The following is a 26,370-nucleotide window of genomic DNA, read 5'->3' on the forward strand; positions in this document are numbered from 1 at the left end:
TCGGTGCCGGTCGTTAACCTGGTGGCGTGGCAGATCCCGCGACCTATCGCCCCGCACCGGGCACCATTCCCGTCGAACCCGGCGTCTACAAATTCCGGGATTCCTACGGGCAGGTGATCTATGTCGGCAAGGCCAAGAGTCTGCGCAGCCGCCTGAATTCCTACTTCGCCGATGTGTCCTCGCTGCATCCGCGCACCCGGCAGATGGTGACCACCGCCGCGAGCGTCGAGTGGACGGTGGTTTCCACCGAGGTCGAGGCGCTGCAGCTGGAGTACAACTGGATCAAGGAATTCGATCCGCGCTTCAACGTGCGCTACCGCGACGACAAGACCTACCCCATGCTCGCGGTGAGTATGAACGAGGAATATCCGCGGGTGTTCGTCTATCGGGGTGCTCGCAAGAAGGGCGTGCGGTATTTCGGGCCGTACGCCCACGCCTGGGCCATTCGCGAGACGGTGGATCTGCTGTTGCGGGTGTTCCCGGTGCGGACGTGTTCGGCCGGAGTGTTCAAGCGCCACAGGCAGATCGGGCGTCCGTGCCTGCTCGGTTACATCGACAAATGTTCGGCGCCCTGCATCGGCCGGGTCGACGCCGACGAACACCGCCGCATCGCCGAGGACTTCTGCGACTTCCTGTCCGGCCGCACCGATCGCATGGTGCGGGAGCTGGAACGCCGAATGCAGTCCGCCGCAGCGGATCTGGACTTCGAGACCGCCGCCCGGCTGCGCGACGATGTCGCCGCCCTCAAGCGCGCGCTGGAAAAGCAGGCGGTCGTGCTCGGCACCGGCACCGACGCGGATGTGATCGCCTTCGCCGCCGACGAACTCGAGGTCGCGGTTCAGATCTTCCACGTGCGCGATGGACGGGTGCGCGGCCAGCGCGGCTGGGTCGTCGACAAATCGGGTGACGCGGTGGACCTGAACTGGGCCGGTACCGAAGACGCCGCGGGCGCCGCGCCGATCGACGAGGGCGACCGGGGGCCGAGCGAGCTGGCCGCCCTGGTGGAACAGTTCGTCACCCAGTTCTACGGCGAGCAGGCCGCCTTCGCCGAGCACACCGATACCGAAACCCCCGCTACCGCGGTCCCGCGCGAGGTCCTGGTGCCGGAACTGCCCGGCGATCCGGAGCAGGTGCAGGGCTGGCTGTCCGGGCTGCGCGGTTCGGCGGTGGCGCTGCGGGTGCCGCAGCGCGGTGACAAGAAGGCGCTGATGGAGACCGTGCAGCGCAATGCGCAGGAGGCGCTGGCTCAGCACAAACTCAAGCGCGCCGGCGATCTGACCGCGAGATCGGCCGCGCTGCAAGGCATTCAGGACGCGCTCGATCTCGACAGCGCGCCGCTGCGCATCGAATGTGTCGACATCAGCCACGTGCAGGGCACCGATGTCGTCGCCTCGCTGGTGGTGTTCGAGGACGGGCTGCCGCGTAAATCGGAATACCGCCACTACACCATCAAGGAGGCCGCGGGCGAGGGCCGCTCCGACGACGTGGCCAGCATCGCCGAGGTCACCCGGCGCCGGTTCTATCGGTTGCGCAAGGAACTGGACGAGATGAGTGCGGCGGCGAAGGCCGACGCCGGCACGGCGCATTACGAGGGCGGAACCGATGCTTCGCAGCACCGGGCCGGCGCCGCGGCGATCGCCACCGCCGAGGCGGAGCCCGCGGATCTGCCGCCCGGGATCGATCCGGCCACCGGGCGTCCGCGCAAATTCTCCTATCCGCCGAACCTGTACGTCGTCGACGGCGGCGCGCCGCAGGTGGCGGCCGCGGCCGAGGTGCTCGACGAACTCGGCATCACCGACGTCGCGGTGATCGGGCTGGCCAAGCGCCTGGAGGAGGTGTGGGTGCCGGGCGAGTCCGACCCCGTGATCATGCCGCGCACCAGCGAATCGCTGTTCCTGCTGCAGCGCGTGCGCGACGAGGCGCACCGGTTCGCCATCACCTTCCATCGCAGTAAGCGTTCGCGCCGGATGACCGCCTCGGCCCTGGATTCGGTGCGGGGGCTGGGTGAGGCGCGGCGTACCGCACTGGTGACGCACTTCGGTTCGGTGGCCAAACTCAAGCAGGCTACGGTGGAGGAAATCACGGAGGTGCCCGGTATCGGGGTGGCGACGGCCAAGGCCGTGCTCGCGGCACTCAACTCCGAATGACGTCTCGGTCACGGCTCGGTTTCGCCGGCGCTGCGCGCACGGCCGCGGCCGGTGGGGGCGGGCAGGATGATCGAATGGCAGCCACGGACGGAACCCGATAGGACATGACGAGCGTCGAATCGAACCCCAACGCGAGTACCGGCATTCGGCCGCGGCCCGAGGCGCATCCGGTCGAGGTGGTCATCGTCACCGGCCTGTCCGGTGCCGGCCGCGGTACCGCGGCCCGAGTCCTCGAGGATCTCGGCTGGTACGTCGCGGACAATCTGCCGCCAGAACTGATCGGCCGGCTCATCGAGCTCGGTGCCGCCGCCGATCCGCCGATCACGAAACTGGCGCTGGTCATGGATGTGCGCAGCCGCTTCTTCACCGGCGATCTGTCCGGGGTGACCGATCAACTGCGAGCCAACGGTGTCGGCACCCGCCTGCTGTTTCTCGAGGCCTCCGACGATGTGCTGATCCGGCGCTTCGGCTTCGCCCGCCGCCGCCACCCGCTACAGAGCGAAAGTGCCGACGGCACCCTCTCGGCCGGGATCGCCGCGGAACGCCGGGCCCTGTCGAAGGTCAAGACCGCCGCCGATCTGGTGATCGACACCACCGCGCTGTCGGTCCACCAGTTGCACCGCAAACTGGAGGAGGCCTACGGCGGCGGCGCGCCCGCGGCCCTGCAGGTGACGATCCAATCGTTCGGATTCAAATACGGCGTTCCGCTGGATGCGGACATGGTTTTCGATGTGCGATTTCTGCCGAATCCGCATTGGATTCCGGAATTGCGGGAACATACCGGGCAGGACGCCGTGGTCAGCGAGTACGTGTTGTCACGGCCCGGCGCCGACGACTATGTGAATACCTGCCGCCATCTGGTCGACCTGACCACCAGCGGCTACCGCCAGGAGGGTAAGCGATATATGACCGTGGCAGTGGGGTGTACCGGTGGTAAGCACCGCAGCGTGGCGATCGCCGAGGAGCTGGGTGAACTGCTGGGCCGGCCCGACAGTGCCTCGACCGATGTCGTCCGCGTGGTCCACCGGGATCTGGGGCGCGAATGACCGACGCGGACCATCGTGACGACACCACTCCCTCCGAACCCACGCTGGTCGCCCTGGGCGGCGGACACGGCCTCTACGCCACGCTGACCGCCGCGCGCCGGATCACCGAGCGCATCACCGCGGTCGTCACCGTCGCCGACGACGGCGGATCGTCCGGACGCCTGCGTTCCGAACTGGGCATGCTGCCGCCGGGCGACCTGCGGATGGCGCTGGCCGCCCTGGCCGAGGACCCCGACGGGATCTGGGCGCGCACGGCGCAGCATCGCTTCGGCGGCACGGGAGCGCTGGCCGGGCATTCGGTGGGCAACCTCGTATTGGCCGGGCTGGCCGAGGTGCTCGGCGACCCGGTCGCGGCGCTCGACGAGATGGCCGCGATCCTGCGCTGCACCGGCCGCGTGCTGCCGATGTCGCCGACCGCGCTGACCATCGAGGCCGACGTCTCCGGGCTGGAGGCCGACCCGCGGGTGAGCAGGTGTATCCGCGGTCAGGTCGCGGTGGCCACCACGCCGGGCAAGGTGCGCCGGGTCCGGCTGATCCCGTCCGACCCGCCGGCCAGCCCGGAGGCCACCTCGGCGATCGAGCACGCCGATGTGGTGGTCCTGGGCCCCGGCTCCTGGTTCACCAGCGTCATTCCACACATGCTCGTGCCGGATCTGCGGGCGGCGCTGATGCATACCCGCGCGGTAAAAGTGCTGGTCCTGAACCTGGCGGCGGAGCCCGGAGAGACCGCGGGATTCTCCGCCGAACGGCATCTGCATGTATTGTCCCAGCACGCACCGGATTTCGCTGTCGATGATGTGCTGGTGGACTCCGGCTCCGTACCCGAGGGTAGGGAGCGCGAACATGTGGCAAGAGCTGCCGAACAGCTGCGTGCACGAGTAACCTTCGCTGATGTCGCCGAGGCGGGGACGGACCGGCACCACCCTGGAAAGCTAGCCGCCGCACTGGATCAGGTGATCCGCCAACCTCGGCCGGAATTGGCAGGGCTTCGAGTCGAAGGACGGCATCCGGTCCAGCAGGTGCGGTCCGTGTTGGGTGGAAAGGAGCGGGTCTCGTGGCGATGACAGCCGAGGTGAAAGACGAGTTGAGCCGTCTGTCCGTCTCGCAGGTGAGTGCACGCAAGGCGGAACTGTCGGCCCTACTCCGGTTCGCCGGTGGCCTGCACATCGTCGGCGGTCGGGTGATCGTCGAGGCCGAGGTCGATATGGGCTCGATCGCGCGGCGACTACGGCGCGAGATCTTCGAGCTCTACGGCTACGGATCGGATGTGCACGTGCTGGGCGCGGGTGGTCTGCGCAAGACCTCCCGATATGTCGTGCGCGTGTCCAAGGAGGGCGAGGCGCTGGCCCGCCAGACCGGATTGCTCGATGTGCGCGGCCGTCCGGTGCGTGGTCTGCCCGCCCAGGTGGTCGGCGGCAGCATCGGCGATTCGGAGGCGGCCTGGCGCGGCGCCTTCCTGGCCCACGGTTCGCTGACCGAGCCCGGGCGTTCCTCGGCGCTCGAGGTGAGCTGCCCCGGGCCCGAGGCGGCACTGGCCCTGGTCGGCGCGGCCCGCCGGATGGGTATCTCGGCCAAGGCCCGCGAGGTGCGCGGCACCGATCGGGTCGTGGTGCGCGACGGGGAGGCCATCGGCGCCCTGCTGACCCGGATGGGCGCCCAGGACACGCGCCTGACCTGGGAGGAGCGCCGGATGCGGCGGGAGGTCCGCGCGACGGCGAACCGCCTCGCCAACTTCGACGACGCCAACCTGCGCCGCTCGGCCCGGGCCGCGGTGGCCGCCGCGGCTCGTGTGGAGCGTGCCCTCGAGATCCTCGGCGAGGATGTGCCCGACCATCTGGCCGCCGCGGGACGGCTGCGCGTGCAGCACCGCCAGGCCTCCCTGGAGGAACTCGGCCAGCTGGCCGACCCGCCGATGACCAAGGACGCCGTCGCCGGGCGTATTCGCCGGCTGTTGTCCATGGCCGACCGCCGCGCCAAGGACTTGGGCATTCCCGATACCGAGTCGGCTGTCACGGCCGAACTGCTCGAAGACGCGTGAGCGGCGAGGGCCCGGGCCGCGGATGCCGGCCCGGGACTCTCGCCGCGAAACTCCTTGTGCCGCAGGAGCGATGGTTCGTCCACAGGTTCGTGGTTGTCCACAACCTGCGATCGTGACGCCGTCGCGAGCGAGCGCGGTGCGATAGGCTTTCGCTACCGAACCCATCGGCACCGAAACAGGTGATCCGGGGCCGGTGAAAAGCCTGGCAGATGGGTATCCCCGCCGCGAGTGGGCAGGGCCGGCGGCCGCGGTCGCGACGGTTCGGTGCGAAAGGCGCGAATACACGCTCACCGGCGGAGCGTCGGGTCGGTGAGGTCGCGGCAGGGGCGTGTCCGTGATGTTATGGCCGGGCATTAGGGTGGTCTGGCATCGGAATGAATCCGCTTGAAAGCTGAGGAGCGATAACGTGACTGTCCGGGTAGGCATCAACGGCTTCGGTCGTATCGGACGTAACTTCTTCCGGGCGGTGGAGGCGCAGAAAGCGCTCGGCACCACCGATATCGAGATCGTCGCGGTCAACGACCTCACCGACAACGCGACCCTGGCCACGCTGCTGAAGTACGACTCGATCCTCGGCCGGCTGCCGCAGGACGTCTCGCTCGACGGCGACGACACCATCGTGGTCGGCGACCAGCGGATCAAGGCACTGGCCATCAAGGAGGGCCCGTCCGCGCTGCCGTGGGGCGATCTGGGTGTCGACGTGGTCGTCGAGTCGACCGGCATCTTCACCGACGCCACCAAGGCCAAGGGACACCTGGCCGCCGGCGCCAAGAAGGTCATCATCTCCGCACCCGCCAAGGGTGAGGATCTGACCGTGGTCATGGGTGTCAACGACAGCCAGTACGACGGCAGCCAGAACATCATCTCCAACGCGTCGTGCACCACCAACTGCCTCGGCCCGCTGGCCAAGGTCCTCAACGACGAATTCGGCATCGAGCGTGGCCTGATGACCACGATCCACGCCTACACGCAGGACCAGAACCTGCAGGACGGCCCGCACAGCGACCTGCGTCGCGCCCGCGCCGCCGCCCTGAACATCGTGCCCACCGGTACCGGCGCCGCCAAGGCCATCGGCCTGGTGCTCCCGGAGCTGCAGGGCAAGCTGGACGGCTACGCGCTGCGCGTACCGGTGCCGACCGGTTCGGTCACCGACCTGACCGCGACGCTGCGCAAGTCGGCGACCGTCGACGAGATCAACGCCGCCTACAAGGCCGCCGCCGAGGGCCCGCTGAAGGGCATCCTGAAGTACAACGTCGACCCGATCGTCTCCAGCGACATCGTGACCGACCCGCACTCCTCGATCTACGACGCGCCGCTGACCAAGGTCATCGACGACCAGGTCAAGGTCGTGTCGTGGTACGACAACGAGTGGGGATACTCCAACCGCCTCGCCGACCTGATCGGCCTCGTCGGCAAGTCGCTGTAAACCCATGGCAGTCAAGACCCTTCAGGATCTCCTTGCCGAGGGCGTGGAGGGGCGGGGCGTGCTCGTGCGCTCCGACCTCAACGTTCCCCTCGACAACGGCGTGATCACCGATCCGGGCCGGATCATCGCCTCGGTGCCCACGATCAAGACGCTGGCCGAGGCCGGCGCCAAGGTCGTCGTCACCGCCCACCTGGGCCGTCCCAAGGGTGAGCCCGATCCGAAGCTCTCGCTGGCACCGGTGGCCGCGAAGCTGAGCGAGGAGCTCGGCCGCAACGTCCAGCTCGCCGGTGATGTGGTGGGCCAGGACGCGCTCGCGCGCTCCGAGGGCCTCACCGACGGTGATGTGCTGCTGCTGGAGAACATCCGTTTCGATCCGCGCGAGACCAGCAAGGACGACGCCCAGCGTCAGAAGCTGGCCCACGCGCTGGTTGAGCTGGTCGGCGACGACGGTGCGTTCGTCTCCGACGGCTTCGGGGTGGTGCACCGCAAGCAGGCCTCGGTCTACGACGTGGCCGAACTGCTGCCGCACTACGCGGGCACGCTGGTCGCCGCGGAGGTCGACGTCCTGCGCAAGCTCACCACCGACACCGAGCGCCCGTACGCGGTCGTGCTCGGCGGTTCCAAGGTGTCGGACAAGCTCGCCGTGATCGAGGCGCTGGCCCCCAAGGTCGACACCCTCGTCATCGGTGGCGGTATGTGCTTCACCTTCCTTGCCGCCCAAGGTCTTTCGGTCGGCTCCTCGCTGTTGCAGGAGGAGATGATCGATACCTGCAAGGGGCTGCTGGAGCGTTTCGCCGACGTCATCCACCTGCCGGTGGACATCGTGGCCGCGGACAAGTTCGCCGCGGACGCGGAGTCGAAGACGGTGGCCGCCAACGAGATTCCCGAGGGCTGGATGGGCCTGGACATCGGGCCCGAGTCGGCCAAGCGGTTCGCCGCGCTGCTGACCGAGGCTCGGACGGTGTTCTGGAACGGCCCGATGGGTGTGTTCGAGTTCGAGGCCTTCGCCGCGGGGACGCGCGCGGTGGCCGAGGCGCTGGTGAGCGCGACCGCTAAGGGTGCGTTCACAGTGGTCGGCGGCGGCGATTCGGCCGCGGCCGTGCGTACGCTCGGCCTGCCGGAGGACGGGTTCTCCCACATCTCCACCGGCGGCGGCGCCTCGCTGGAGTACCTGGAGGGCAAACAGCTTCCGGGTATCAGCGTGCTCGAGGACGGGGAGGGCTGATCATGGCACGCAAACCGTTGATCGCCGGCAACTGGAAGATGAACCTCAACCACCTCGAGGCCATCGCCCTGGTGCAGAAGATCGCGTTCGCCCTGCCGGACAAGTACTTCGACAAGGTCGACGTCACGGTCATCCCGCCGTTCACCGACATTCGCAGCATCCAGACCCTCATCGAGGGCGACCGCTTGCGGATCACCTTCGGTGCCCAGGACGTGTCGGTGCACGAATCCGGCGCCTACACCGGTGAGATCAGTGCGGCCATGCTGGCGAAGCTGTCGTGCAGCTACGTCGTGGTCGGCCACTCGGAGCGGCGGCAGTACCACAACGAGGACGACGCCACGGTGCTGGCGAAGGCCAAGAAGGTGCTGCAGTACGACATGACTCCGATCGTCTGCATCGGCGAGGGGCTGGGTGTGCGCGAGGCGCAGACCCACGTGCAGTACAACCTCGAGCAGCTGCGGGGTTCGCTCAAGGGGCTGACGCCGGAGCAGATCGCGAAGGTCGTCATCGCCTACGAGCCGGTCTGGGCGATCGGCACCGGTCGCGTCGCCACCCCGGCGGACGCGCAGGAGGTGTGCGGTGCGCTGCGCGCCGAACTGGCCGAGCTGGCGGGCCAGGAGGTCGCGGCGGGTGTGCGCATCCTCTACGGCGGATCGGTGAACGCCAAGAACGTCGGCGAGCTCATCGCGGCCGCCGATATCGACGGCGCGCTCGTCGGTGGTGCCTCGCTGAAGGGCGACGAGTTCGCGACCCTGTCGGCGATCGCCGCGGGCGGTCCGCTGCCCTGATCGCGGCCGGCGGGTAACCGCCTGCAGCACATGACGATTCGGCCCCGGTTCCGCACTCCGCGGAATCGGGGCCGACGTCGTCGAGGAAACCGGATCAGGGTTTGCGCGCCACCGCGCCGAGCATCGATACCGCCTCCGGCCGCGGATGTGCCCGATGAGACTCGATGGGCCAGTTGATGATCGACCCGATCCCGGGTTCGACGAGTTCGAGCCCGGTGAAGAATCGGCTGAACTCGGCGGTCGAGCGCAGCCGGAACGGGATACCGCTGCGCTTGTTGGCCTGTTCGCTGTCGGCCAGGTCCTCCTCGGACAGGTGGTCGCTGGTGGCATGCGACATCACCAGATAGCTGCCGGGCGCCAGCGCGTCGATCCATTGCCGCACCATGTCGTAGGGGCGGTCCTCGTCGGTGAAGAAATGCACCACCGCGAGCATCATCAGCGCCACCGGTTGCGACAGATCCAGCGTGGTCAGCAGGTCCGGGTGGGTGAGGATCTTTTCGGGTTCGCGCGCGTCGGCCTCCAGATACGCGGTCGCGCCCTCGGGTGCGCTGGCGAGCAGGCTGCGGGCGTGCAGGGCGACGATCGGATCGTTGTCGACGTAGACGATGCGGGATTCGGGCGCGGCGGCCTGCGCGATCTCGTGCACATTGCCGGCGGTCGGCAGGCCGGCGCCGAGATCCAGGAATTGCCGGATGCCGACCTCGGCCGACAGATAACCGACCACTCGGTGCAGGAATGCTCGATTCTCCAGCGCGGAGATCTGCACGCTCGGGAAGGCCTCGGCCACCGCTTCGGCGGAGGCTCGGTCGGCCTCGAAGTTGTCCTTGCCACCGAGCCAGTAGTCGTAGCGCCGGGCCGGATGCGGGGTGGTGACATCGATACCGGGCGGCGCCACCGGATCCGCATGCGGGCGGTGTGATCCGGTCACTGGTTCCATGACACCTCTTCCTTCCGTCGACGGCGACGAACCATTATCGACTACTGTCATCCTGTCAGGTCGGATGGCGAACCGGCGCGGCCCCTGCCGTGCGGCTGGGGAGGTCGAAGATGTCAGTGCAATTCAGTCCGTACGATTTCGGAATTCACGACGATCCGTATCCGGTCTACGCACAACTTCGGGAACAGGCGCCGGTGTTCCGCAACGGCGACGACGACTTCTGGGCACTGTCGCGCTACGCCGATGTCCTTGCCGCACTGCGTGATTCGGATCGCTTCTCGAGCGCCAACGGGCTGCGGATGGAACCGGCCTTCTGGGGACCTCAGGCCGAGCAGTTCTTCTCCTTCGTGGCGATGGATCCGCCGAAACATACGCGCCTGCGTGGTTTGGTCACGCGCGCGTTCACCGCGCGCCGGGTGCAGGCGCTGGCGCCGCGACTGCGTGAGATCGCCACCGACCTCCTGGAGCCGCTGCTCGAACGCGGCAGTTTCGACCTGATGACCGACTTCGCCGGCCCGTACCCCACCGAGGTGATTTCCGAACTGGTCGGCGTGCCGCGCGCGGACCGCGACCTGGTGCGCAAACTCGGCATGGAGATCATGTACACCGAGGAGGAGTCGACCGACCTGCGGCCGGAGGCGATGCAGGCGATCGGCGCCCTGGTCGGCTACTACACCGAGCTGACCATCGAACGCAGCAAGCACCGCACCGACGACCTGCTGTCCGGTCTACTCGACGCCGCCGACGGGGACGACCGGCTCACCCCCGAGGAAATCGTGGGCGTGCTGATCCTGCTGATCGGCGCGGGCATCGAGACGAGCATGCTCACCCTGGGCAATCTCTGGTACGCCGGGTGGGCGAATCCGGACCAGCGGGCCGCGGCGCTGGGGCGCGTCGACGACTGGATCGCCGAGGGCATGCGCTACGACCCGGCGACCCAGTCGCAGTTGCGCACCACCACCGAAGCTGTCGAACTGCACGGCGTCACGATTCCGGCGGGGGCGCGGATGCTGTTGCTGACCGGTTCGGCGAACCGTGATCCCGAGGTGTTCGACCGGCCCGACGTCTTCGATCTCGATCGAGACACCTCCGATGCGCTGGTCTTCGGCAGCGGCCGCCACTACTGCCTCGGCTCGAATCTCGGCCTGCTCGAGTTGCGGACCGCGCTCGGGGCGATCACCGCTCGCATCGCCGATTACGACGTCGACCCGGCCGGGCTGCGGCGCCTCCATTCCTCGAACAATCGCGGTTTCGCCGCGCTGCCGACGACGGTCACCCTGCGCTGAGCATTCGGTCGGGGGGCGGGTGCGGCCGGTCTTCGGCGTACCCGCCCGCGTGCGTCAGACCTGGGAGCGCGGGCCCGATTCCAGCAGCCGATGCGCCGCGGCCTCGATCGCCGCTTCGCTCAGCAGCACCAGTTCGGCGGCCGGTCCGAGCGGGACGAAACTGTCGGCGCTGGTGACGCGGGCGAGACGGCCGTCGAAACCGCTGTCGAGCAGCGCGGTGCACACCGACTCCGATACCCCGCCGCTGCGGCGGGTCTCGTCGGCGACGAGCACGGCGCCGGTGGTGCGGGCATGGTGCAGCAGATCGTCGACGGGAAGCGGCGTGAGCCAGCGCAGGTCGAGCACGCGTGCGTGAATGCCGTTGTCCGCCAAGCGGCGTGCCGCGCGCAGGCTCATCGGCACACCGTTGGCGAAGGTGACGATCGTGAGATCGGCACCGTCGCCGTGGATTCGGGCGCGGGCGAGGGATGCCGGTTCGTCGGCGGGGGTGGCGAGCCAGCCCGCGTCACCGGGGCGGTGCAGGTCGCGGGTGTGGTAGAGGGCGATCGGTTCGAGGTAGAGACATACCCTGCCCTCGCCGCGAGCGAGCTCGACGCACCGCCGCAGCATCGCGGCCGCGTCGTCGGCCCGGGCCGGCGCGGCGACGACCACTCCGGGGATATCGCGCAGCGCCGCAACGGAATTGTCGTTGTGGAAATGCCCGCCGAAGCCGCGCTGATAGCCGAACGAGGCGATCCGCACCACCATCGGATTGTGGTATTGCCCCGCGGAGAAGAACGACAGGGTCGCCGCCTCACCCCGGATCTGGTCCAGCGCATTGTGCACGTAGGCCAGATACTGGATCTCCGGAATCGGAACGAATCCGGCGAGTCCGGCGCCCAGCGCGGTGCCGAGGACGCTCTGCTCGTCGAGCAGGGTGTCGAACACACGACGCGCCCCGAACTCACGCTGCAGCCCCTTGGTCACGCCGTAGACACCACCCTTGCGGCCGACATCCTCGCCGAAGACCAGCACATCGGGCTGATCGGCGAGTAGTGATGCGAGGGTGTGGTTGATGGACTGTGCGAGCGTCACCGGCCCGGGTCGCTCGGCCGTCTGATCGAAAGCGCTTGTGCCAAGCGCACTCTCGGCCTGCGGCTGCGGCGCGGCATCTGCGGGTGGCGTGCGATCGCCGGCGTACGGGCCGAGAATGGCGCGCGGCTGTCGTTCACCTGCGAATACCACTGGCGCCCGGATCGCCTCGGCCGAGTCCAGATGCGGTTCCTCCGCCACCCGGGCCGCCGTCGCCGCCACTCGGGCACCGATCGCGTCGTAGTGGGCGAGAACCTCCTCGGCGGTCGCCGCGCCGATCTCGACGAGGAGCCGGGCCGTGGCGGCCACCGGGTCGCGGCGCCGGTCGGCCTCGATATCCTCCAGTCGCCGATACGCCGACTCCACATCGGATCCGGCATGGCCGAGCAGTCGCACCGTGCGCAGCCGCAACAGGGCGGGCCGCCGCCGCGCGCGCACGGATTCCGCGGCGGCGGAGGCCACCGACAGGGCCTGCCGCAGATCGGAGCCGTCGGCGTCGAAATACCGCAGACCCGGTCGTGACGCGAAGGCCGATTCGATCCAGTCCGGGGGAGTGGGCACGCTGATTCCGATCCCGTTGTCCTCGCAGACGAACAGCAGCGGCATCGGAATACCTTGGTGAGCCGTGTGGATCGCGGCGTTGATCGCACCTGTCGCGGTCGAGTGGTTGGCCGAGGCGTCCCCGAATGTGCACAGCACCACCGCATCTCGGGGCCACGGTGTTTCCCGGCCCAGCCGTCGCGCCCGATCGAGGGCGAACGCCAGACCCATCGCCCGAGGCAGATGGGAGGCGATGGTGGAGGTCTGCGGTATGACCGACGCGGGCGCGCTGCCGAACACCTTGTGCCGCCCGCCCGAGATCGGTTCCGTGGCCGCCGCGACGACACCCAGCAGCACGTCACGAATCGGATCCAGCCCCGGGACCTGGCGGCAGCGATGCACGAAGAAGGCGCCCGACCGGTAGTGCAGCAGCGCCGGATCGGTGCTGCGCAATGCCTGTGCCAGCACCACATTGCCCTCGTGGCCGCTGGAGCCGATGCTGTAGTACCCGCGTTTCGCCACGCCGAGCCGCCGCGCCGCGATATCCAGATGCCGGCTCGTGGCCTGGGCATCGAACAACTCCAGACATGTCCCGACGGTGATCGGACTACCGCTGCCGATCGGATCGGTGGCGGCGCGGCGCGGTCCCGGCCGCACCTCTCGCAGGGAAATACGCAACCATTCGTCGAGAAGCTCTTCGGGGCCCGTTGTCACCCCTCCATCATGTCGCCTGCGGCCGCCCGCGCACCGAATCCGGTGCGCGGGCGGCAGCAGTGAATCTGCCGAGATGTTTCCCTCGCCTGCTAAAGCGGGCGAACCGATCGTCGGCCGGGGGTGTCCTACCGCTGTTCGGCCGGGCGATGGGGATGTTGGGTATGCCCCGTGTGGCCAGCGAGCAGCTTCGCGAACGGCGTCACCTCGCCGACATGGTTGCCCGACTGCCGGGCCCGGGTCGGTTCCGGGAGGAAGCCGTCCACACCGGTCGGCACCGCGACCACGAGGGTGGCGAATTCGGCCGCGGCGCGGTGGATCCGCTCGCCGAGTCCGGCCGAACCGAAATCCTCGGTCGCGGCGAACACGCCGGTCGGAACGACGACGGCGCGCAGATAGGTGAACAGCGGCCGCATCGCATGCTCGAGCACCAGCGCGTGCCGCGCGGTTCCGGCCGTGGCGGCGACGAGCACCGGCATGGCGTTGAGCGCGTCGGTGTCGAGCACGTCGATGAACATCTTGAACAACCCGGAGTAGCTCGCGGCGAACACCGGGGTGACGGCGATGAGACCGTCCGCGGCGGAGACCTTCTCCCGCGCTGCCGCCACCGCGGGGGTCGGCAGACCGCCGGACACCATCGTGGCGGCGAGATCGCTTGCCAGATCGCGCAATTCGATGACCTCGATGTCGACGGCCTCACCGCGGGCGCCGACGGCCGAGGTCACCGCATCGGCGAGCTGATCGGCGAGCAGACGGGTGCTCGACGGCTGGGACAACCCGGCGGTGAGTACGACAACGGTATGCGACATGGGTTTTCGTCCCTCGTTCGATGCGGTGGATGAGTACGGCGGTCGGTTGATTACTGCGGGATGAATCAGGCCTGCTCGGCGGCGGCCAGCAGCCGCTCGCGCGCCGGCTCGACCAAGTGGTGCGGCGCCTCCGGACCGGCGGCCACCAGCGACGCGTGGGTCGGCGGATCACTGGGAACGTGTGCGGGACGGCGCAATTCGAATTCCTTGCGCAGCACCGGCACCACCTCGCGGCCGAGGATTTCGACCTGTTCCAGTGCGACGTCGATCGGCAGGCCGGCGTGGTCGATCAGGAACAGCTGGCGCTGGTAGTCGCCGGCGTAGTCGGCGAAGCCGAGGGTGCGCTCGATGACCTGCTCGGGAGTACCGACGGTCAGGGGCGTCATCTCGGTGAAGTCCTCCAGCGACGGACCGTGCCCGTAGACGGGCGCGTTGTCGAAGTACGGCCGGAAGAACTTCTTGGCCGCCGCCTCCGTCTCGGCCATGAAGACCTGCCCGCCCAGGCCGACGATCGCCTGGTCGGCCGAGCCGTGACCGTAGTGCTCGAACCGCTGCCGGTACAGCTGCACCATCTCCTGGGTGTGTTCCTTGTTCCAGAAGATGTTGTTGTGGAAGAAGCCGTCGCCGTAATAGGCGGCCTGCTCGGCGATCTCCGGCGACCGGATCGAGCCGTGCCACACGAACGGCGGCGTGCCGTCCAGCGGTGCGGGAGTGGCGGTGAATCCCTGCAGCGGCGTGCGGAACTGACCCTGCCAGTCGACCACCGGTTCGCGCCACAGCCGGCGCAGCAGGTGATAGTTCTCGATCGCGAGCTCGACGCCCTTGCGGATGTCCTTGCCGAACCACGGGTAGACCGGGCCGGTGTTGCCGCGGCCCATCATCAGATCGACCCGGCCGCCCGACAGATGCTGCAGCATCGCGTAGTCCTCGGCGATCTTCACCGGGTCGTTGGTGGTGATGAGGGTGGTCGAGGTCGACAACTGCAGCTTTTCGGTGCGCGCGGCGACCCAGCCGAGCATGGTGGTCGGCGAGGACGGCACGAACGGGGGATTGTGGTGCTCACCGGTGGCGAACACGTCCAGCCCGACCTCCTCGGCCTTCAGGGCCAGGCGCATCATCGCGTCGATGCGTTCGCCCTCGGTGGGCGCGATTCCGGTGGTCGGATCGACGGTGACGTCGCCGACGGTGAAGATGCCGAACTGCATGGCCGCCTCCTGGAGTCTGATCAAAAGTTCAATCACCTGAACGAGGGCGGCTGCCCCAGTATTCCTTGACATGTCCACTATCGGAAAAACCGCCGTTGCGCAGCACTTTGTCTCACTGATTCAATCAATGATTGAAACCTGTCCTGTGTCGTGGTTCACTAACCGCATGGGCGAGAAGGTGGCGGCGGGTACCCGGGCCAAACTGCTGGCGGCCGCGGAGCGGTTACTGCTGACCGAGCGCTACGAGGACGTCTCGGTGCGGGCGATCTGCGTGGCCGCGGGCGCCAACCCGGCCGCGGTGCACTACCACTTCGGCTCCAAGGAGACGCTGATCGCCGCCCTGATCGAGGATCGGCTCGGACCGCTGTGGGCCGAGGGGCTGGCGGCGGCCACGGCCACCGAACCCAGCTCCGTCCCGGCGGTGATCGATGCGGTGCTCGCGCCGTTCGTCGACCTCGCCGCCGACCCGATGGGCCGGTTGCATCTGCGGCTGCTGGCCGGATTGATCCTGCGCCGGCGGCCGATGTCCTGGCAGCACCAGTGGTTCCGGATGGAGTCGTGGTCGCAACTGCTGCCCGAGCTGACCTCCGGCGAGGCACGCCGCCGCTGGCAACTGGCCTTCGACCTGATCATCATGCGCTTCGGCAGCACCGAGGACTACGACATAGCGCCGTCCTCGGTGGCGACGCTGCGCGAATTCGTCATCGCCGGGTTGAGCGCGCCGCCGCCCGTGCCCGCCTCCACCGCTTCGCACACCGCCGTACAGGAGTAGTAGTGAACGATATTTTCGAACCCGTCGACCTGGGCCCGATCACCCTGCGCAACCGGGTGATCAAGGCCGCCACCTTCGAGGGCCGCACACCCGATGCGCTGGTCACCGACGAACTGATCGAGTTCCATCGGGAGATCGCGGCCGGCGGCGTCGGGATGAACACCATCGCCTACTGTGCCGTCGCGCCGGGCGGACGCACCGATCGTCACCAGATCTGGATGCGCCCCGAAGCGCTACCAGGTCTGCGGCGGCTCACCGACGCCATCCATGCCGAAGGCGCCAAGGTCAGCGCGCAGATCGGCCACGCGGGACCGGTGGCCAACGCCGCCTCCAACCGGGCACCGGCGCTGGCACCGACGCGGCTGTGGTCGCCGCTCAGCATGAAGATGATGCAGTCGCCATCGGTGGCCGACATCCAGGATCTCGTCGCCGCGCACGTGCGGGCGGTATTGCTGGCCGAGGAAGCCGGATTCGATGCCGTAGAACTGCATTTCGGTCACAACTATCTGGTCAGCTCGTTCCTCAGCCCGCTGCTGAACCGCCGCAAGGACGCCTACGGCGGGCCCTTGGAGCATCGCGCCCGGATGGCCCGCGAGATCGCCCTCGCGGTGCGCGAAGCCGTCGGCGGCCGGCTGGCGATTCTGGCCAAGCTGAATATGGAAGACGGTGTGCGCGGCGGTTTTTCGCTGGCCGAATCGCTCCAGGTGGCGTCCTGGCTGGAATCCGACGGCGGACTCGACGCCCTCGAACTGACCGCGGGCAGTTCGCTGCTCAACCCCATGCTGCTGTTCCACGGCGATGCGCCACGGCAGGCGTTCGCCAAGACGCTGCCCGGCCCGACCCGGCTGGGCTTCAGGCTCGTCGGCAAGGCCTTCCTGCGCGAATATCCGTATCACGGCACGTATCTGCTCGAACGGGCCCGCCAATTCCGCCGCGAGCTGTCGATGCCGCTGGTGCTGCTGGGCGGGATCACCGATATCGACGATATGCGGCGGGCGCGGCGCGAAGGCTTCGAATTCATGGCGATGGGACGCGCCCTGCTGCGCGAGCCGGATCTGTTGCAGCGCATCCGGTCCGATGCCGACACCCGCTCGGCCTGCATCCACTGCAACGAATGCATGCCCAGCATCTACACCGGGACCCGATGCGTGCTGCGGCTGGACGGCCCACCCATTCCCACCCACTGATCCGGATCGGCGAGAGAGAAGAGAGAGACGAATTCATGAGTGGACGTTTGACGGGCCGAGTCGCCCTCATCAGCGGCGGCGCTTCCGGCATGGGCGCCTCGCACGCGCGGGCCTTCGTCGCCGAGGGTGCGCGGGTGATGCTCGGTGACATCGCCGACGACGCTGGGCGGGCGCTGGCCGCGGAACTGGGTGAGCAGGCCGCCTACGTGCACCTCGACGTCACCGAGTCCGCCGACTGGCAGGCCGCCGTCGCCGCCACCGTCGAACGATTCGGCCTGTTGAACGTGCTGGTGAACAATGCGGGCGTCCTCGACGGCGGCCCGCTGGGCACCTACACCGAGAAGCAGTGGCAGCGGGTCATCGATATCAATCTGACCGGTCCCTTCCTGGGATTGAGCGCCGCGCGCGACGCCTTGGTGGCCGCCCGGCCGGCCGCGGTGATCAATATTTCCTCCGCGGCCGGTATCCAGGGCGTGGGCGGTATGCACGCCTATACCGCCTCGAAGTTCGGGGTGCGGGGACTGACCAAGTCGGCCGCGCTGGAACTCGCGCCCGAGGGCGTGCGGGTCAACTCGGTGCATCCCGGCGGCATCCTCACGCCGATGATCGGAGTCACCGAGGAGATCGCCGTCGATCGCGGCGAGAATGTGCGGGCGCGGCTCGGCCTGCCCGCCGAGGTGTCGGATCTGGTGGTTTTTCTGGCGAGCACCGAATCCAGCTATTGCACCGGTGCGGAATTCGTCGTCGACGGCGGGATGACGGCCGGTTCGGTGGTGGGCTGAGCATCCGCATAAACTGTCGGCATGCAAATGTTCCTGGATATCCTCCTGGTCATCACCAGCGTGTTGCTGGTGTTGCTGGTGTTGCTGCACCGCGCGAAGGGTGGAGGCTTGTCCAGCCTGTTCGGTGGCGGTGTGCAGTCGAGCCTGTCCGGATCCACGGTCGTCGAGAAGAACCTCGACCGCATCACCATCTTCGTGGGCCTGATCTGGTTCATCGCCATTCTCGGCATCGGCTTCGAGATCAAGTTCGCCTGATCGGCGTGGGCGCTGCGGCCGCAGGGTCGCGGCGCCGGCCCGATCCGATCGCGATCGCTGTCCCGGCTGCCACGGCCAGGATCAGCGTCGCGATCGTGAACGCGGCGCCGTAGCTGTCGCCGAGCACCGGCGCCACCACCAGTGGACCGAGCATCTGGCCGAGTCCGTATCCGGCGGTCAAGGTCGCCGCCGCACCCGGCCCGGCCAGATCGTCGCCGATCTCGAGGGCGAGCAGGGTGATCCCCATGAAGGTCGCGCCGAACAGCGCGGCCGACACCACCGCCGGCCAGACACCCGCCGACAGCGTCGGCAACAGCGCGGACAGACATTGCAGCACGAGCGCGGCCACCAGCGCGATCACCGGAGTCGCCCGCCGGGCGAGCAGACCCCACACCACCGTCGCCGGGGCGGCCGCGACTCCCACCACGATCCAGATCGCGGTGCCGGCCGTCCGATGTCCGGTGGCGCCGACCGCGGCGACCAGGAACGTGCCCAGGACGATATAGCCCAGACCCTCCAGGAAATAGGTCGTCTGCAGCAGCCGCCAGGAGCGTCTCGATCGCACCGTGGCCGCACCGGTACGGCTGCCGGCGACGACCTCCAACCGCAGCGCAGGCCACAGCAGGAGGGCGGTCAGTGCGGCCGCGGCGAGCCACAGCGCCTGCCACGACAGCACCGATTGCGCGATCAGCACCAGCGCACCGGTTGCCGCGATTCCCGTACCCACTCCGGCGAAGGCGATACCGGCTGCGCGCCTTCGGTTTTCGTGGCGCGCGGCGATCTGCGCGCAGCCGATGAACAGTACCGCGCTCGCGACACCGGCCACCGTCCGCAGGATGATCGGCAGTATCGCGGGGGCCGGAACAGCCATGGCCGCTTCACTCGTCACCAGCGCGGCAGCCGAGATCCGGAAAGCCTTGCCGCCGTTGTATTCCGGAAAGCGTGCCAGGACGACCGCGCCCAGCAGGTAACCGGCGTAGTTCGCGGCGGCCACGATCGCGCCGGTGTGTGCGCCGAAGCGTCCGGCGTCGATCATCACCGGAAGCAGCGGCGTGTAGACGAAGCGCCCGATGCCCATGGCGGCGGCCAAACCGGCCGAGGCGCGCAGGGCGGGCGCGAGGGATGCCTGGCGAGCAAGTGTGATGGTCACGTCGATCCACGCTACGGATCCGTCGCGTTCCGGTGAAATGCTTCCTGTGCACGATGTATACGCTGAGCGTATGGACCTGGAATTGCGGCATCTGCGCGCGTTCCTGGTGCTGTGCGAGGAAGCCAACTACACCCGCGCCGCGGCCCGGCTGCACACCACGCAGCCGTCGCTGACCCGCACGGTGCAGCAGGCCGAACGGATTCTGGACTGCCGGCTGGTCGAGCGCAGCGCGCGGCGCTTCGCCCTCACCGCGGAGGGGGAGTATCTGCTGGCCGCCGCGACCCGGATCGTCGCCGACGTCGATGCCGTGACCGCCGATCTGCGGCTGCGGGCCCGGGTGTCGGTGGGTTTCTCCTGGCTGCTGCCCGACGACTGGTTCACCGATGTCCGCACCCGTTTCGAGGCGCGCGGCGGGCGGGTCGGCATCCATCGCATCGACGATCCGGTGGCCGCCGTCGCGGCGGGACGTATCGATATCGCCCTGTATCGCAAGGAGATTCGGCTTCCATCCGCCATGACCGGGCGGATCATCGGCACCGAGCGGCGGGTGGCGGCGGTCTCCACCCGCTCGCCGCTGGCGAAGGCGTCGGCGCTGCGATGGCAGGATCTGGCCGCCCATCCGCTGGTGGTCAACACCGTCTCCGGCACCACCGACGAAACCAGTTGGCCCGCGGCCGAATCCGGGCGCGAGATCGTCACCTGCACGAATTTCGACGAATGGATCGAACTGATCGCCGCCGACCGGGGCATCGGGGCCGTTCCCGAATTGGCGCGCACCCGGGCGCCGCATCCCGGCGTGGCCTACCTCGACGTCCCCGATGCCCCGCCCTCGGCCCTGCGGCTGGCCTGGCGAACCCGTCCCGCGCCGGGCAGGTCGGTGCGGAGCTTCCTCGATATCGCCCTGAGCGGCCAGGGGGCCTCGAGCGGTTAGCGGACCGTCTCAGGCGGGGTGGCCGGGGGTGAGATCGGCGAGGTCGCTGTAGCGCAGTCCGGTGGTGCCCGCCGGCGGCTTCGGGCCGCCGAGCGGTTCCAGCAGCAGACCCACGTGGTCGCCGAAATCGTGGCGCTCGAGGATACGTCCGGAGAACCAGGCCGCTGCCTCGTCGAGCACCACCACTCCATCGGGTCCGTGATGCCACCGGCACCAGGTGAACTTGTCGATATCATCGCCGGTTTCCGCGCCGAAGAGCTGGGCCAGCGCTCGCGACCCGGAATCGATGAGATGAACTGCGACATGGGTGGCGGCGGCCACCACCCGGTAGGTGTGGTTGAGCTCGGAAACGCACACCAGGAATCGGCGTGGTTCGATGCCGACCTGGGATGCGAAGCCGACTACACACCCGGCGCGCTCGGACTCGGTCGCCACTGTCACCACATAGATCGGAGCGTCCGCCGCTGCTACCAACGCGTCGAAATTCGCGATCGCGTCCATCCACCCTCCTTCACCGCCGGCGCCGCGCGATGCGGCCCGCCGCCTCAGGCTAGGACAACGGCGGCCCTCACGTGCGCGGCACGCGACCGTCGATATCGGTGAACCCGTAGGCTTCGGCCAGATCGGCCACCCGCCACGCTCGGCCCGTGCGCGGACGACGGCCCGGATCCGCCGCGAGCGCGACCACCGCGCGCCCGGCGAAATGCGGAGTCTCGGCCTCGTTCAGATCGAAGGTGCCCTCACCGGGCAGTGTGATCAGCCGTCGTCCCTGTGCATCGGCCGGAACGAGTTGCAGCAGTTCGGTATTCACGATGCCCGGCCACAGCGACACCACCGTGACCTCGGTGCCGGCCAGATCGTGCGCCATATCCGCGGTCAACCGGTCGACGGCGGCCTTGCCCACGCCGTAGACGACGTTGTGGGTGAAATGTTCGGCGCCCGGCGAGGAGATGTCGACGATCAGCCCGCCCGATTCGATGAGCAGCGGCGCCGCGAAATGGGCGGCAGCGTAATGGGAGCGCACGCCGATGTCGAAGCCCTCGTCCCACGCCTTCGGCGGCACCTCCCAGAACGGTTTGCCGAGCCAGCGCGCCGAGGCGGGGGAGTTGTAGACATTGTTGACCAGCACATCCAACCGACCGTGGTCGGCGCGCACGGTCTCGAACAGTCGGGCGACCGCCTCGTCGTCGCGGTGGTCGCAGACGAACGGCACCCCGCGCCCGCCGAGCTCGTCGATCTCGCCGGCGGTCGCGGCCACGGTGCCCGGCAGCTGCCCGGGGCGTTCGGAGCGCCCGGTCACGTACACCGTGGCGCCGGCCGCGCCCAGCTCCAGCGCGATGCCCTTGCCGATGCCGCGGCTCGCGCCGGTGACGACGGCGACTCGATCGGTCAGTATTCCGTTCACGACTCCGGGACACTACCGTGAAACGAGAACGTGTTCTAGTACCTGGGAGGCGCAGTGGGGCCGACACATCGGTTCGTGGAGACCAACGGGATTCGGCTGCATATCGCCGAAGAGGGCCGCGGGTATCCGGTGATCTTCTGTCACGGATTTCCGCACGGCTGGTACGTATGGCATCGGCAGTTGTCGGCGCTGGCGGCGGCCGGATATCACGCCATCGCCCCGGATCTGCGTGGGTACGGCCGCACCGAGGCGCCCGGCGGGGTGGAGGAGACCACGAACCGGGCCGTGATCGGCGATCTGCTCGGGCTGCTCGACGAGATCGGTTCCGAGCGAGCGGTTTTCGTCGGCCTGGACTTCGGCGCCCAGCTGGTGTGGGAGCTGGCATTGCGGGCGCCGGATCGGGTCGAGGCGATCATGGTGCTGAACAATCCGTACGCGCCCCGGCCACCGAAGGCGCCGTCGGAGTTCTGGACGCGCGCCGCGCAGCGCCATTTCCTGCACCTGTCGTATTTCCAGGAGCCCGGTGTCGCCGACGCCGAACTGGCTGCGCGCCCACGCGAATTCCTGGCCCGCGTGTACTACGCGCTCAGTGGCGAGTTCCACTACCTCGACACGTGGAAGAATCCGCCCGGCATCGGTTACCTCGACGCACTGCCGCAGGCGCCCGCACTGCCTTGGTCGTGGTTGCCGGAATCCGAATTCGACACCCTCGCAGCCGAATTCGAACGAACCGGCTTCACCGGCGGGCTGACCTGGTACCGGGCGCTGGACCGCAACTGGGAACTGACCGAAGGCCTGCCCACGACGGTGACGGTGCCGACCTGCTTCCTCTACGGCGAGAACGACCCGGATATGGAAGGTTTCAGCGGCCGCGACCCGCTGGCGGTGCTGCGCGCGCACGTACCGGATCTGCGCACGGTCGAAAAGGTCCCGGGCGCAGGACATCTCGTTCAACTCGAGCGGACCGGCGCGGTGAACGACTTCCTCCTGCGTCACCTCTCCGACCTCGTCGCGAGCGACCCGGAGCGCGATTCCGCGCTGCGGTAACGGGCACGCCCGTCGACGATGCGGTCTGGCATGCTGGCCGCGTGCCCCTCATCGATGTCACCTGCTCGCCCCGTGTGTCCGACGAGTCGAAGCGCCGGCTCGTCGAGGAACTGCCGCATATCGTCTCCGTGGCGGTGGCGTGTGCGGCGGAACCCTACGACGGCTGCCTGCAACCCGGTGACGTCCTGGTGCGCTGCCGATCCGCCGAGCCGGCCGACCGGTTCGACATCGATGTGCTGATCGAAGTGCAGTCGAAGTGGTTCGAGGACCGCGCCGCCGATCGCGACCGCCGTGCGGCCCACATCCGCGACGAGGTGGCCCGCATCCTGCCCGCGGGCCACCTCGTCGGTGTGTATCTGAGCCTGCCCGTCGCCGCGTGGGCGCAGACGGACGACGACTAGCCGGGATAGTGCCCAGCTCAGGGCAGTTTCGCGGCCGCGGCCTCGTCCAGCATCCAGGTGGTGGTTTCACTGCCGTGCGCCCCGGCCGCCGGGATCTCCAGCGCGGACGCGCCGGCCACCGCTCGGGCCACCGCATCGGCCTTGCCCTCGCCGCCGACCACCAGGACCACATGCCGGGCGCGGGCGACCGCGGGCAGGGTCAGGGTGACGCGCACCGGCGGCGGCTTCGGTGAATCGGTCACGGCGAGAACGAGTTCGTGCTCCTCCGCCACGGCCGCGGAATGCGGGAACAGCGAGTTGACATGCGCGTCGCCACCCATGCCGAGCAGATGCAGATCGAATGCGCCGTGCTCGGCCAGATGCGCGTGCACCGCCGCCGAGTACTCCGCGGCGGCCTCGACCGGATCCGGATACTCCCCGTCGGAGGTCGCGACCGGATGCACCCGCGCCGGGTCGACCGGCACGTGATCCAGCAACGCCTCGCGCGCCTGCAACTCGTTGCGCTCGGCATCGCCCGCGGGGACGAACCGCTCGTCGCCCCAGAACACGTCCAGGCGCGCGAAATCGATGGCCCCGGGCGCCTGGCGGACCTTCTTCAGCAGGTCGATGCCGGTGCCGCCCCCGGTGAGAACCACCGACGCCGACCCACGTTCGCTCTGCGCCCTGGTGACCACTTGCACGAACCGCACGGCTGCCGCCGTCACCAGTTCATCGTGCCCGGCGAAGACCTCGATGTCCGGCTTACTCATAGATCACCTTCCCGATTCCGGCCAGTGCCTCGGCGTAGACCTCGTCGGCGTCCAGCCGCCGCAGTTCCTCCGCCAGGCAGTCCTTGGTCTCGCGACGGGCGAGTGCGAACCGCTGATCCGGCTCACCGGTGCGCGTCAGGGTCGCGGTGCGCCCGGTCTGCGGGCGTTCGATCCCGACCGAGATCGACGCCCGGTGCATGACGACCTTCAACTCCCCGGTCTGCCGGCGGATCGGGCAGTCCAGTTTGGCCGCCAGCCAACCCGCCAGGATGTCGAGCGCGGGTTCCTCCGCCAGGCCCGACACGGTCACCGATTCGATCGGCTCGTACGGCGGCACGTCGAGCGCGGAGGCCAGCAGCGCCCGCCAGAACGTGATCCGGCTCCACGCGAGATCGGTGTCGCCGGGGGCGTAGGAATCCAGCCGCCGGGTGATCGCCGCGCGCGGATCGGGAGCGTAGGTGGAATCGGTGATGCGGCGAATGGCCAAGCGCCCCACCGAATCCCGCGACGGGAACTCCGGCGCGCCCCGCGGCCACCACGCCACCACCGGAGTGTCCGGGAGCAGGAACGGGATGACGACGCTGCTCTCGTTGTTGACCAGCTCGCCCTGCAGCCGCAGCACTATCACCTCGGCCGCCCCGGCATCACCGCCGACCCGGATCTGGGCGTCGAGTTTGGTCTCGGAGAACCGGTCGCCGCGGGCGAGCACGATCACGCGACAGGGATGTTCGCGGCTGGCGTCGTTGGCGGCGTCGATGGCGTCTTCGGCCTCCGAGGAATCCAGGGTGCACACCACCAGCGTCAGCACCCGGCCCATGGCGATCACGCCGTTGGACTCCCGCAGGCTGACCAGGCGTTTGGTCACGTCGCGGGTACTGGTGTCGGGCATGTCCACGATCATGGCCGCCGCCATTCGCGCCCGGTGCGGGCGAGCATCTCGTCGGCCGAGGCCGGACCCCAGGTGCCGGCCTCGTAGGACTCGGGCTTACCGCCCTCGGCCCAGTGATCGAGCACGGGATCGAGGATGCGCCACGCCAATTCGACCTCCTCGTTGACCGGGAACAGCGACGGCTCGCCCAGCAGCACATCCAGGATGAGCCGCTCGTAGGCCTCGGGCGAGGATTCGGTGAACGATTCGCCGTAGCTGAAATCCATGTTGACGTCGCGGACTTCCATGCTGGATCCGGGCACCTTCGACCCGAACCGCATGGTGATGCCCTCGTCCGGCTGCACCCGGATGACGAGCGCGTTCTGGCCCAGCTCCTCGGTCATGGTCTGATCGAAGGGCAGATGCGGGGCCCGCTTGAACATGACCGCGATCTCGGTGACCCTGCGCCCCAGGCGTTTTCCGGTGCGCAGATAGAACGGCACGCCCGCCCAGCGGCGGGTGTCGACGTTCAGTGTGATCGCGGCGTAGGTCTCGGTGCGCGAATGCGGATCGAAACCCTCCTCCTCGAGCAGGCCCACCACGCGTTCGCTGCCCTGCCAGCCGGCCGCGTACTGACCGCGCGCGGTGGTCTCCTCCAGCGGTTCGACCAGTTTCGTCGCCGAGAGCACCTTGATCTTCTCGATCTGCAGCTGCCGCGGCTGGAAGTTGACCGGATCCTCCATCGCCGTCAGCGCCAGCAGCTGCAGCAGATGGTTCTGGATCACGTCGCGGGCGGCGCCGATGCCGTCGTAATAGCCTGCGCGCCCGCCCAATCCGATGTCCTCGGCCATCGTGATCTGCACGTGGTCGACGAAGTTGGCGTTCCAGATCGGTTCGAACAGTTCGTTCGCGAACCGCAGCGCCAGCAGATTCTGCACCGTCTCCTTGCCGAGGTAGTGGTCGATACGGAAGACCGTCTCCTCGGGGAACACCCGGTTGACCAGGGCATTGAGTTCCTGGGCGCTCTTCAGGTCGTGCCCGAAGGGCTTCTCGATCACCACCCGCCGCCACGACTGCGGTTTGCCCGGTGCCGCCTCCGAGGCCTTCGCCAACCCCGTCCGCGAAAGCTGTTCCAGCACAACCGGGAACGCGTTCGGCGGAATCGACAGGTAGAAGGCGTGGTTGCCGCCGGTGCCGCGTTCGGCGTCGAGCTTCTTCAGCGTCTGCGCGAGCGTGCCGAAGGCGGCGTCGTCGTCGAAGGTGCCCTGCACGAAGCGGATACCTTCCGACAGCTGATCCCACACCTCCTGCCGGAACGGGGTGCGGGCGTGCTCCTTGACCGCCTGGAGGACGACCTGAGCGAAATCCTCGTCGGCGTAGTCGCGCCGGGCGAACCCGACCAGCGCGAAACCGGGTGGCAGCAGCCCCCGGTTCGCGAGGTCGTAGATGGCCGGCATCAGTTTCTTGCGTGACAGGTCACCTGTCACCCCGAAGATCACCATGCTGCACGGGCCGGCGATCCGGGGAAGCCGCTTGTCGCGCTCCTCGCGCAGCGGATTCCCCGGGGCGGCCGTCATCTTCTGGCCGGCCATCG

Annotated in this window: 25 protein-coding genes; 15 read left to right on the plus strand and 10 right to left on the minus strand. The window is 68.6% G+C overall.

Going from position 1 to position 26,370, the window contains the following annotated elements; genetic code table 11:
- Positions 1 to 26 precede the first annotated feature (26 nt).
- From uvrC to tpiA, 7 genes are all read left to right on the plus strand, one after another.
- Positions 27 to 2,147: an excinuclease ABC subunit UvrC gene (gene uvrC / locus AC5592_RS00320; RefSeq protein WP_063063014.1), complete on the plus strand. Its 2,121-nt coding sequence runs from the start codon at positions 27 to 29 to the stop codon at positions 2,145 to 2,147.
- Between the two features lie 104 nt (positions 2,148 to 2,251).
- Positions 2,252 to 3,193 carry an RNase adapter RapZ gene (rapZ, locus tag AC5592_RS00325; RefSeq protein WP_051024700.1) on the plus strand — a complete coding sequence of 314 codons (942 nt, stop codon included), beginning with the start codon at positions 2,252 to 2,254 and terminating at the stop codon, positions 3,191 to 3,193.
- The gene (locus AC5592_RS00330) at positions 3,190 to 4,257 is read left to right on the plus strand and encodes a gluconeogenesis factor YvcK family protein (protein WP_036502576.1); all 1,068 of its coding nucleotides are present in this window, start codon (positions 3,190 to 3,192) and stop codon (positions 4,255 to 4,257) included. Before rapZ ends, AC5592_RS00330 begins: the two co-directional genes overlap by 4 nt.
- On the plus strand, positions 4,248 to 5,231 hold the full coding sequence (gene whiA, locus AC5592_RS00335; RefSeq protein ID WP_036502574.1) for a DNA-binding protein WhiA: 984 nt from the start codon (positions 4,248 to 4,250) through the stop codon (positions 5,229 to 5,231). Before AC5592_RS00330 ends, whiA begins: the two co-directional genes overlap by 10 nt.
- A 406-nt stretch (positions 5,232 to 5,637) precedes the next feature.
- Positions 5,638 to 6,657: a type I glyceraldehyde-3-phosphate dehydrogenase gene (gene gap, locus AC5592_RS00340; protein WP_036502572.1), complete on the plus strand. Its 1,020-nt coding sequence runs from the start codon at positions 5,638 to 5,640 to the stop codon at positions 6,655 to 6,657.
- 4 nt (positions 6,658 to 6,661) lie between these two features.
- The gene (locus AC5592_RS00345; RefSeq protein WP_063063015.1) at positions 6,662 to 7,882 is read left to right on the plus strand and encodes a phosphoglycerate kinase; all 1,221 of its coding nucleotides are present in this window, start codon (positions 6,662 to 6,664) and stop codon (positions 7,880 to 7,882) included.
- Positions 7,883 to 7,884: 2 nt separating this feature from the next.
- Complete coding sequence (gene tpiA, locus AC5592_RS00350) at positions 7,885 to 8,670, plus strand: triose-phosphate isomerase (RefSeq protein ID WP_030514034.1); 786 nt, start codon at positions 7,885 to 7,887, stop codon at positions 8,668 to 8,670.
- A gap of 94 nt (positions 8,671 to 8,764) precedes the next feature.
- On the opposite strand, the gene AC5592_RS00355 is transcribed toward tpiA, so the two are convergent.
- Positions 8,765 to 9,607, minus strand: coding sequence for an SAM-dependent methyltransferase (locus AC5592_RS00355; RefSeq protein WP_063063016.1), 843 nt, complete (start codon positions 9,605 to 9,607; stop codon positions 8,765 to 8,767).
- Between the two features lie 110 nt (positions 9,608 to 9,717).
- Between AC5592_RS00355 and AC5592_RS00360 the strand changes: the two genes are divergently transcribed.
- Positions 9,718 to 10,893 (plus strand): cytochrome P450, encoded by a 1,176-nt coding sequence (locus tag AC5592_RS00360; protein WP_063920224.1) that lies wholly within the window; start codon positions 9,718 to 9,720, stop codon positions 10,891 to 10,893.
- Between the two features lie 54 nt (positions 10,894 to 10,947).
- Here AC5592_RS00360 and AC5592_RS00365 read toward each other — a convergent pair whose 3' ends face one another.
- The 3 genes from AC5592_RS00365 to AC5592_RS00375 form a co-directional block, all read right to left on the minus strand.
- Positions 10,948 to 13,218 carry a thiamine pyrophosphate-dependent enzyme gene (locus AC5592_RS00365; RefSeq protein WP_371507044.1) on the minus strand — a complete coding sequence of 757 codons (2,271 nt, stop codon included), beginning with the start codon at positions 13,216 to 13,218 and terminating at the stop codon, positions 10,948 to 10,950.
- A 125-nt stretch (positions 13,219 to 13,343) separates the two neighbouring features.
- Positions 13,344 to 14,024 carry an FMN reductase gene (locus AC5592_RS00370; protein ID WP_036502562.1) on the minus strand — a complete coding sequence of 227 codons (681 nt, stop codon included), beginning with the start codon at positions 14,022 to 14,024 and terminating at the stop codon, positions 13,344 to 13,346.
- A 65-nt stretch (positions 14,025 to 14,089) separates the two neighbouring features.
- Entirely contained in the window at positions 14,090 to 15,229 is a 1,140-nt protein-coding gene (locus tag AC5592_RS00375) for an LLM class flavin-dependent oxidoreductase (RefSeq protein ID WP_063063018.1), read from the minus strand.
- A gap of 166 nt (positions 15,230 to 15,395) precedes the next feature.
- On the opposite strand from AC5592_RS00375, the gene AC5592_RS00380 reads away from it, so the two are divergent.
- From AC5592_RS00380 to secG, 4 genes are read left to right on the plus strand one after another with little or no spacing between them, the layout of a single operon-like run.
- Entirely contained in the window at positions 15,396 to 16,001 is a 606-nt protein-coding gene (locus AC5592_RS00380) for a TetR/AcrR family transcriptional regulator (protein WP_063063019.1), read from the plus strand.
- Between the two features lie 2 nt (positions 16,002 to 16,003).
- Positions 16,004 to 17,188 carry an NADH:flavin oxidoreductase gene (locus AC5592_RS00385; RefSeq protein ID WP_063063020.1) on the plus strand — a complete coding sequence of 395 codons (1,185 nt, stop codon included), beginning with the start codon at positions 16,004 to 16,006 and terminating at the stop codon, positions 17,186 to 17,188.
- 35 nt (positions 17,189 to 17,223) lie between these two features.
- Positions 17,224 to 17,970, plus strand: coding sequence for an SDR family oxidoreductase (locus tag AC5592_RS00390; protein ID WP_036502553.1), 747 nt, complete (start codon positions 17,224 to 17,226; stop codon positions 17,968 to 17,970).
- Positions 17,971 to 17,991: 21 nt separating this feature from the next.
- Positions 17,992 to 18,225, plus strand: coding sequence for a preprotein translocase subunit SecG (gene secG, locus AC5592_RS00395; RefSeq protein WP_030518417.1), 234 nt, complete (start codon positions 17,992 to 17,994; stop codon positions 18,223 to 18,225).
- Here secG and AC5592_RS00400 read toward each other — a convergent pair.
- Positions 18,212 to 19,375, minus strand: a complete 1,164-nt coding sequence (locus AC5592_RS00400; RefSeq protein WP_232329133.1) for a YbfB/YjiJ family MFS transporter — start codon at positions 19,373 to 19,375, stop codon at positions 18,212 to 18,214. The genes secG and AC5592_RS00400 overlap by 14 nt on opposite strands.
- A 70-nt stretch (positions 19,376 to 19,445) precedes the next feature.
- On the opposite strand from AC5592_RS00400, the gene AC5592_RS00405 reads away from it, so the two are divergent.
- The gene (locus tag AC5592_RS00405; protein WP_036502550.1) at positions 19,446 to 20,306 is read left to right on the plus strand and encodes a LysR family transcriptional regulator; all 861 of its coding nucleotides are present in this window, start codon (positions 19,446 to 19,448) and stop codon (positions 20,304 to 20,306) included.
- Between the two features lie 9 nt (positions 20,307 to 20,315).
- Here AC5592_RS00405 and AC5592_RS00410 read toward each other — a convergent pair whose 3' ends face one another.
- Together AC5592_RS00410 and AC5592_RS00415 are read right to left on the minus strand one after the other, a co-directional pair.
- Positions 20,316 to 20,807 carry a flavin reductase family protein gene (locus tag AC5592_RS00410; RefSeq protein ID WP_036502547.1) on the minus strand — a complete coding sequence of 164 codons (492 nt, stop codon included), beginning with the start codon at positions 20,805 to 20,807 and terminating at the stop codon, positions 20,316 to 20,318.
- A gap of 67 nt (positions 20,808 to 20,874) precedes the next feature.
- Entirely contained in the window at positions 20,875 to 21,711 is an 837-nt protein-coding gene (locus AC5592_RS00415; RefSeq protein ID WP_063063021.1) for an SDR family NAD(P)-dependent oxidoreductase, read from the minus strand.
- 54 nt (positions 21,712 to 21,765) lie between these two features.
- Between AC5592_RS00415 and AC5592_RS00420 the strand changes: the two genes are divergently transcribed.
- Together AC5592_RS00420 and AC5592_RS00425 are read left to right on the plus strand one after the other, a co-directional pair.
- Complete coding sequence (locus AC5592_RS00420) at positions 21,766 to 22,758, plus strand: alpha/beta fold hydrolase (RefSeq protein ID WP_036502542.1); 993 nt, start codon at positions 21,766 to 21,768, stop codon at positions 22,756 to 22,758.
- 41 nt (positions 22,759 to 22,799) lie between these two features.
- Positions 22,800 to 23,159 (plus strand): hypothetical protein, encoded by a 360-nt coding sequence (locus AC5592_RS00425; RefSeq protein ID WP_036502539.1) that lies wholly within the window; start codon positions 22,800 to 22,802, stop codon positions 23,157 to 23,159.
- 17 nt (positions 23,160 to 23,176) lie between these two features.
- Here AC5592_RS00425 and pgl read toward each other — a convergent pair whose 3' ends face one another.
- Genes pgl through zwf form a run of 3 tightly spaced genes read right to left on the minus strand, consistent with a single transcriptional unit; the run spans position 23,177 to position 26,368 of the window.
- Positions 23,177 to 23,908 carry a 6-phosphogluconolactonase gene (gene pgl / locus AC5592_RS00430; RefSeq protein ID WP_036502537.1) on the minus strand — a complete coding sequence of 244 codons (732 nt, stop codon included), beginning with the start codon at positions 23,906 to 23,908 and terminating at the stop codon, positions 23,177 to 23,179.
- Positions 23,901 to 24,809, minus strand: coding sequence for a glucose-6-phosphate dehydrogenase assembly protein OpcA (gene opcA / locus AC5592_RS00435; protein ID WP_174372309.1), 909 nt, complete (start codon positions 24,807 to 24,809; stop codon positions 23,901 to 23,903). The genes pgl and opcA overlap by 8 nt, the downstream gene beginning before the upstream one ends.
- Positions 24,806 to 26,368, minus strand: a complete 1,563-nt coding sequence (zwf, locus tag AC5592_RS00440) for a glucose-6-phosphate dehydrogenase (protein WP_063063022.1) — start codon at positions 26,366 to 26,368, stop codon at positions 24,806 to 24,808. Before zwf ends, opcA begins: the two co-directional genes overlap by 4 nt.
- Between the last annotated feature and the right edge of the window lie 2 nt (positions 26,369 to 26,370).

It is taken from the genome of Nocardia violaceofusca NBRC 14427, from assembly GCF_963869435.1.
In the GTDB taxonomy this organism is placed as follows: Bacteria; Actinomycetota; Actinomycetes; order Mycobacteriales; family Mycobacteriaceae; genus Nocardia; species Nocardia aobensis.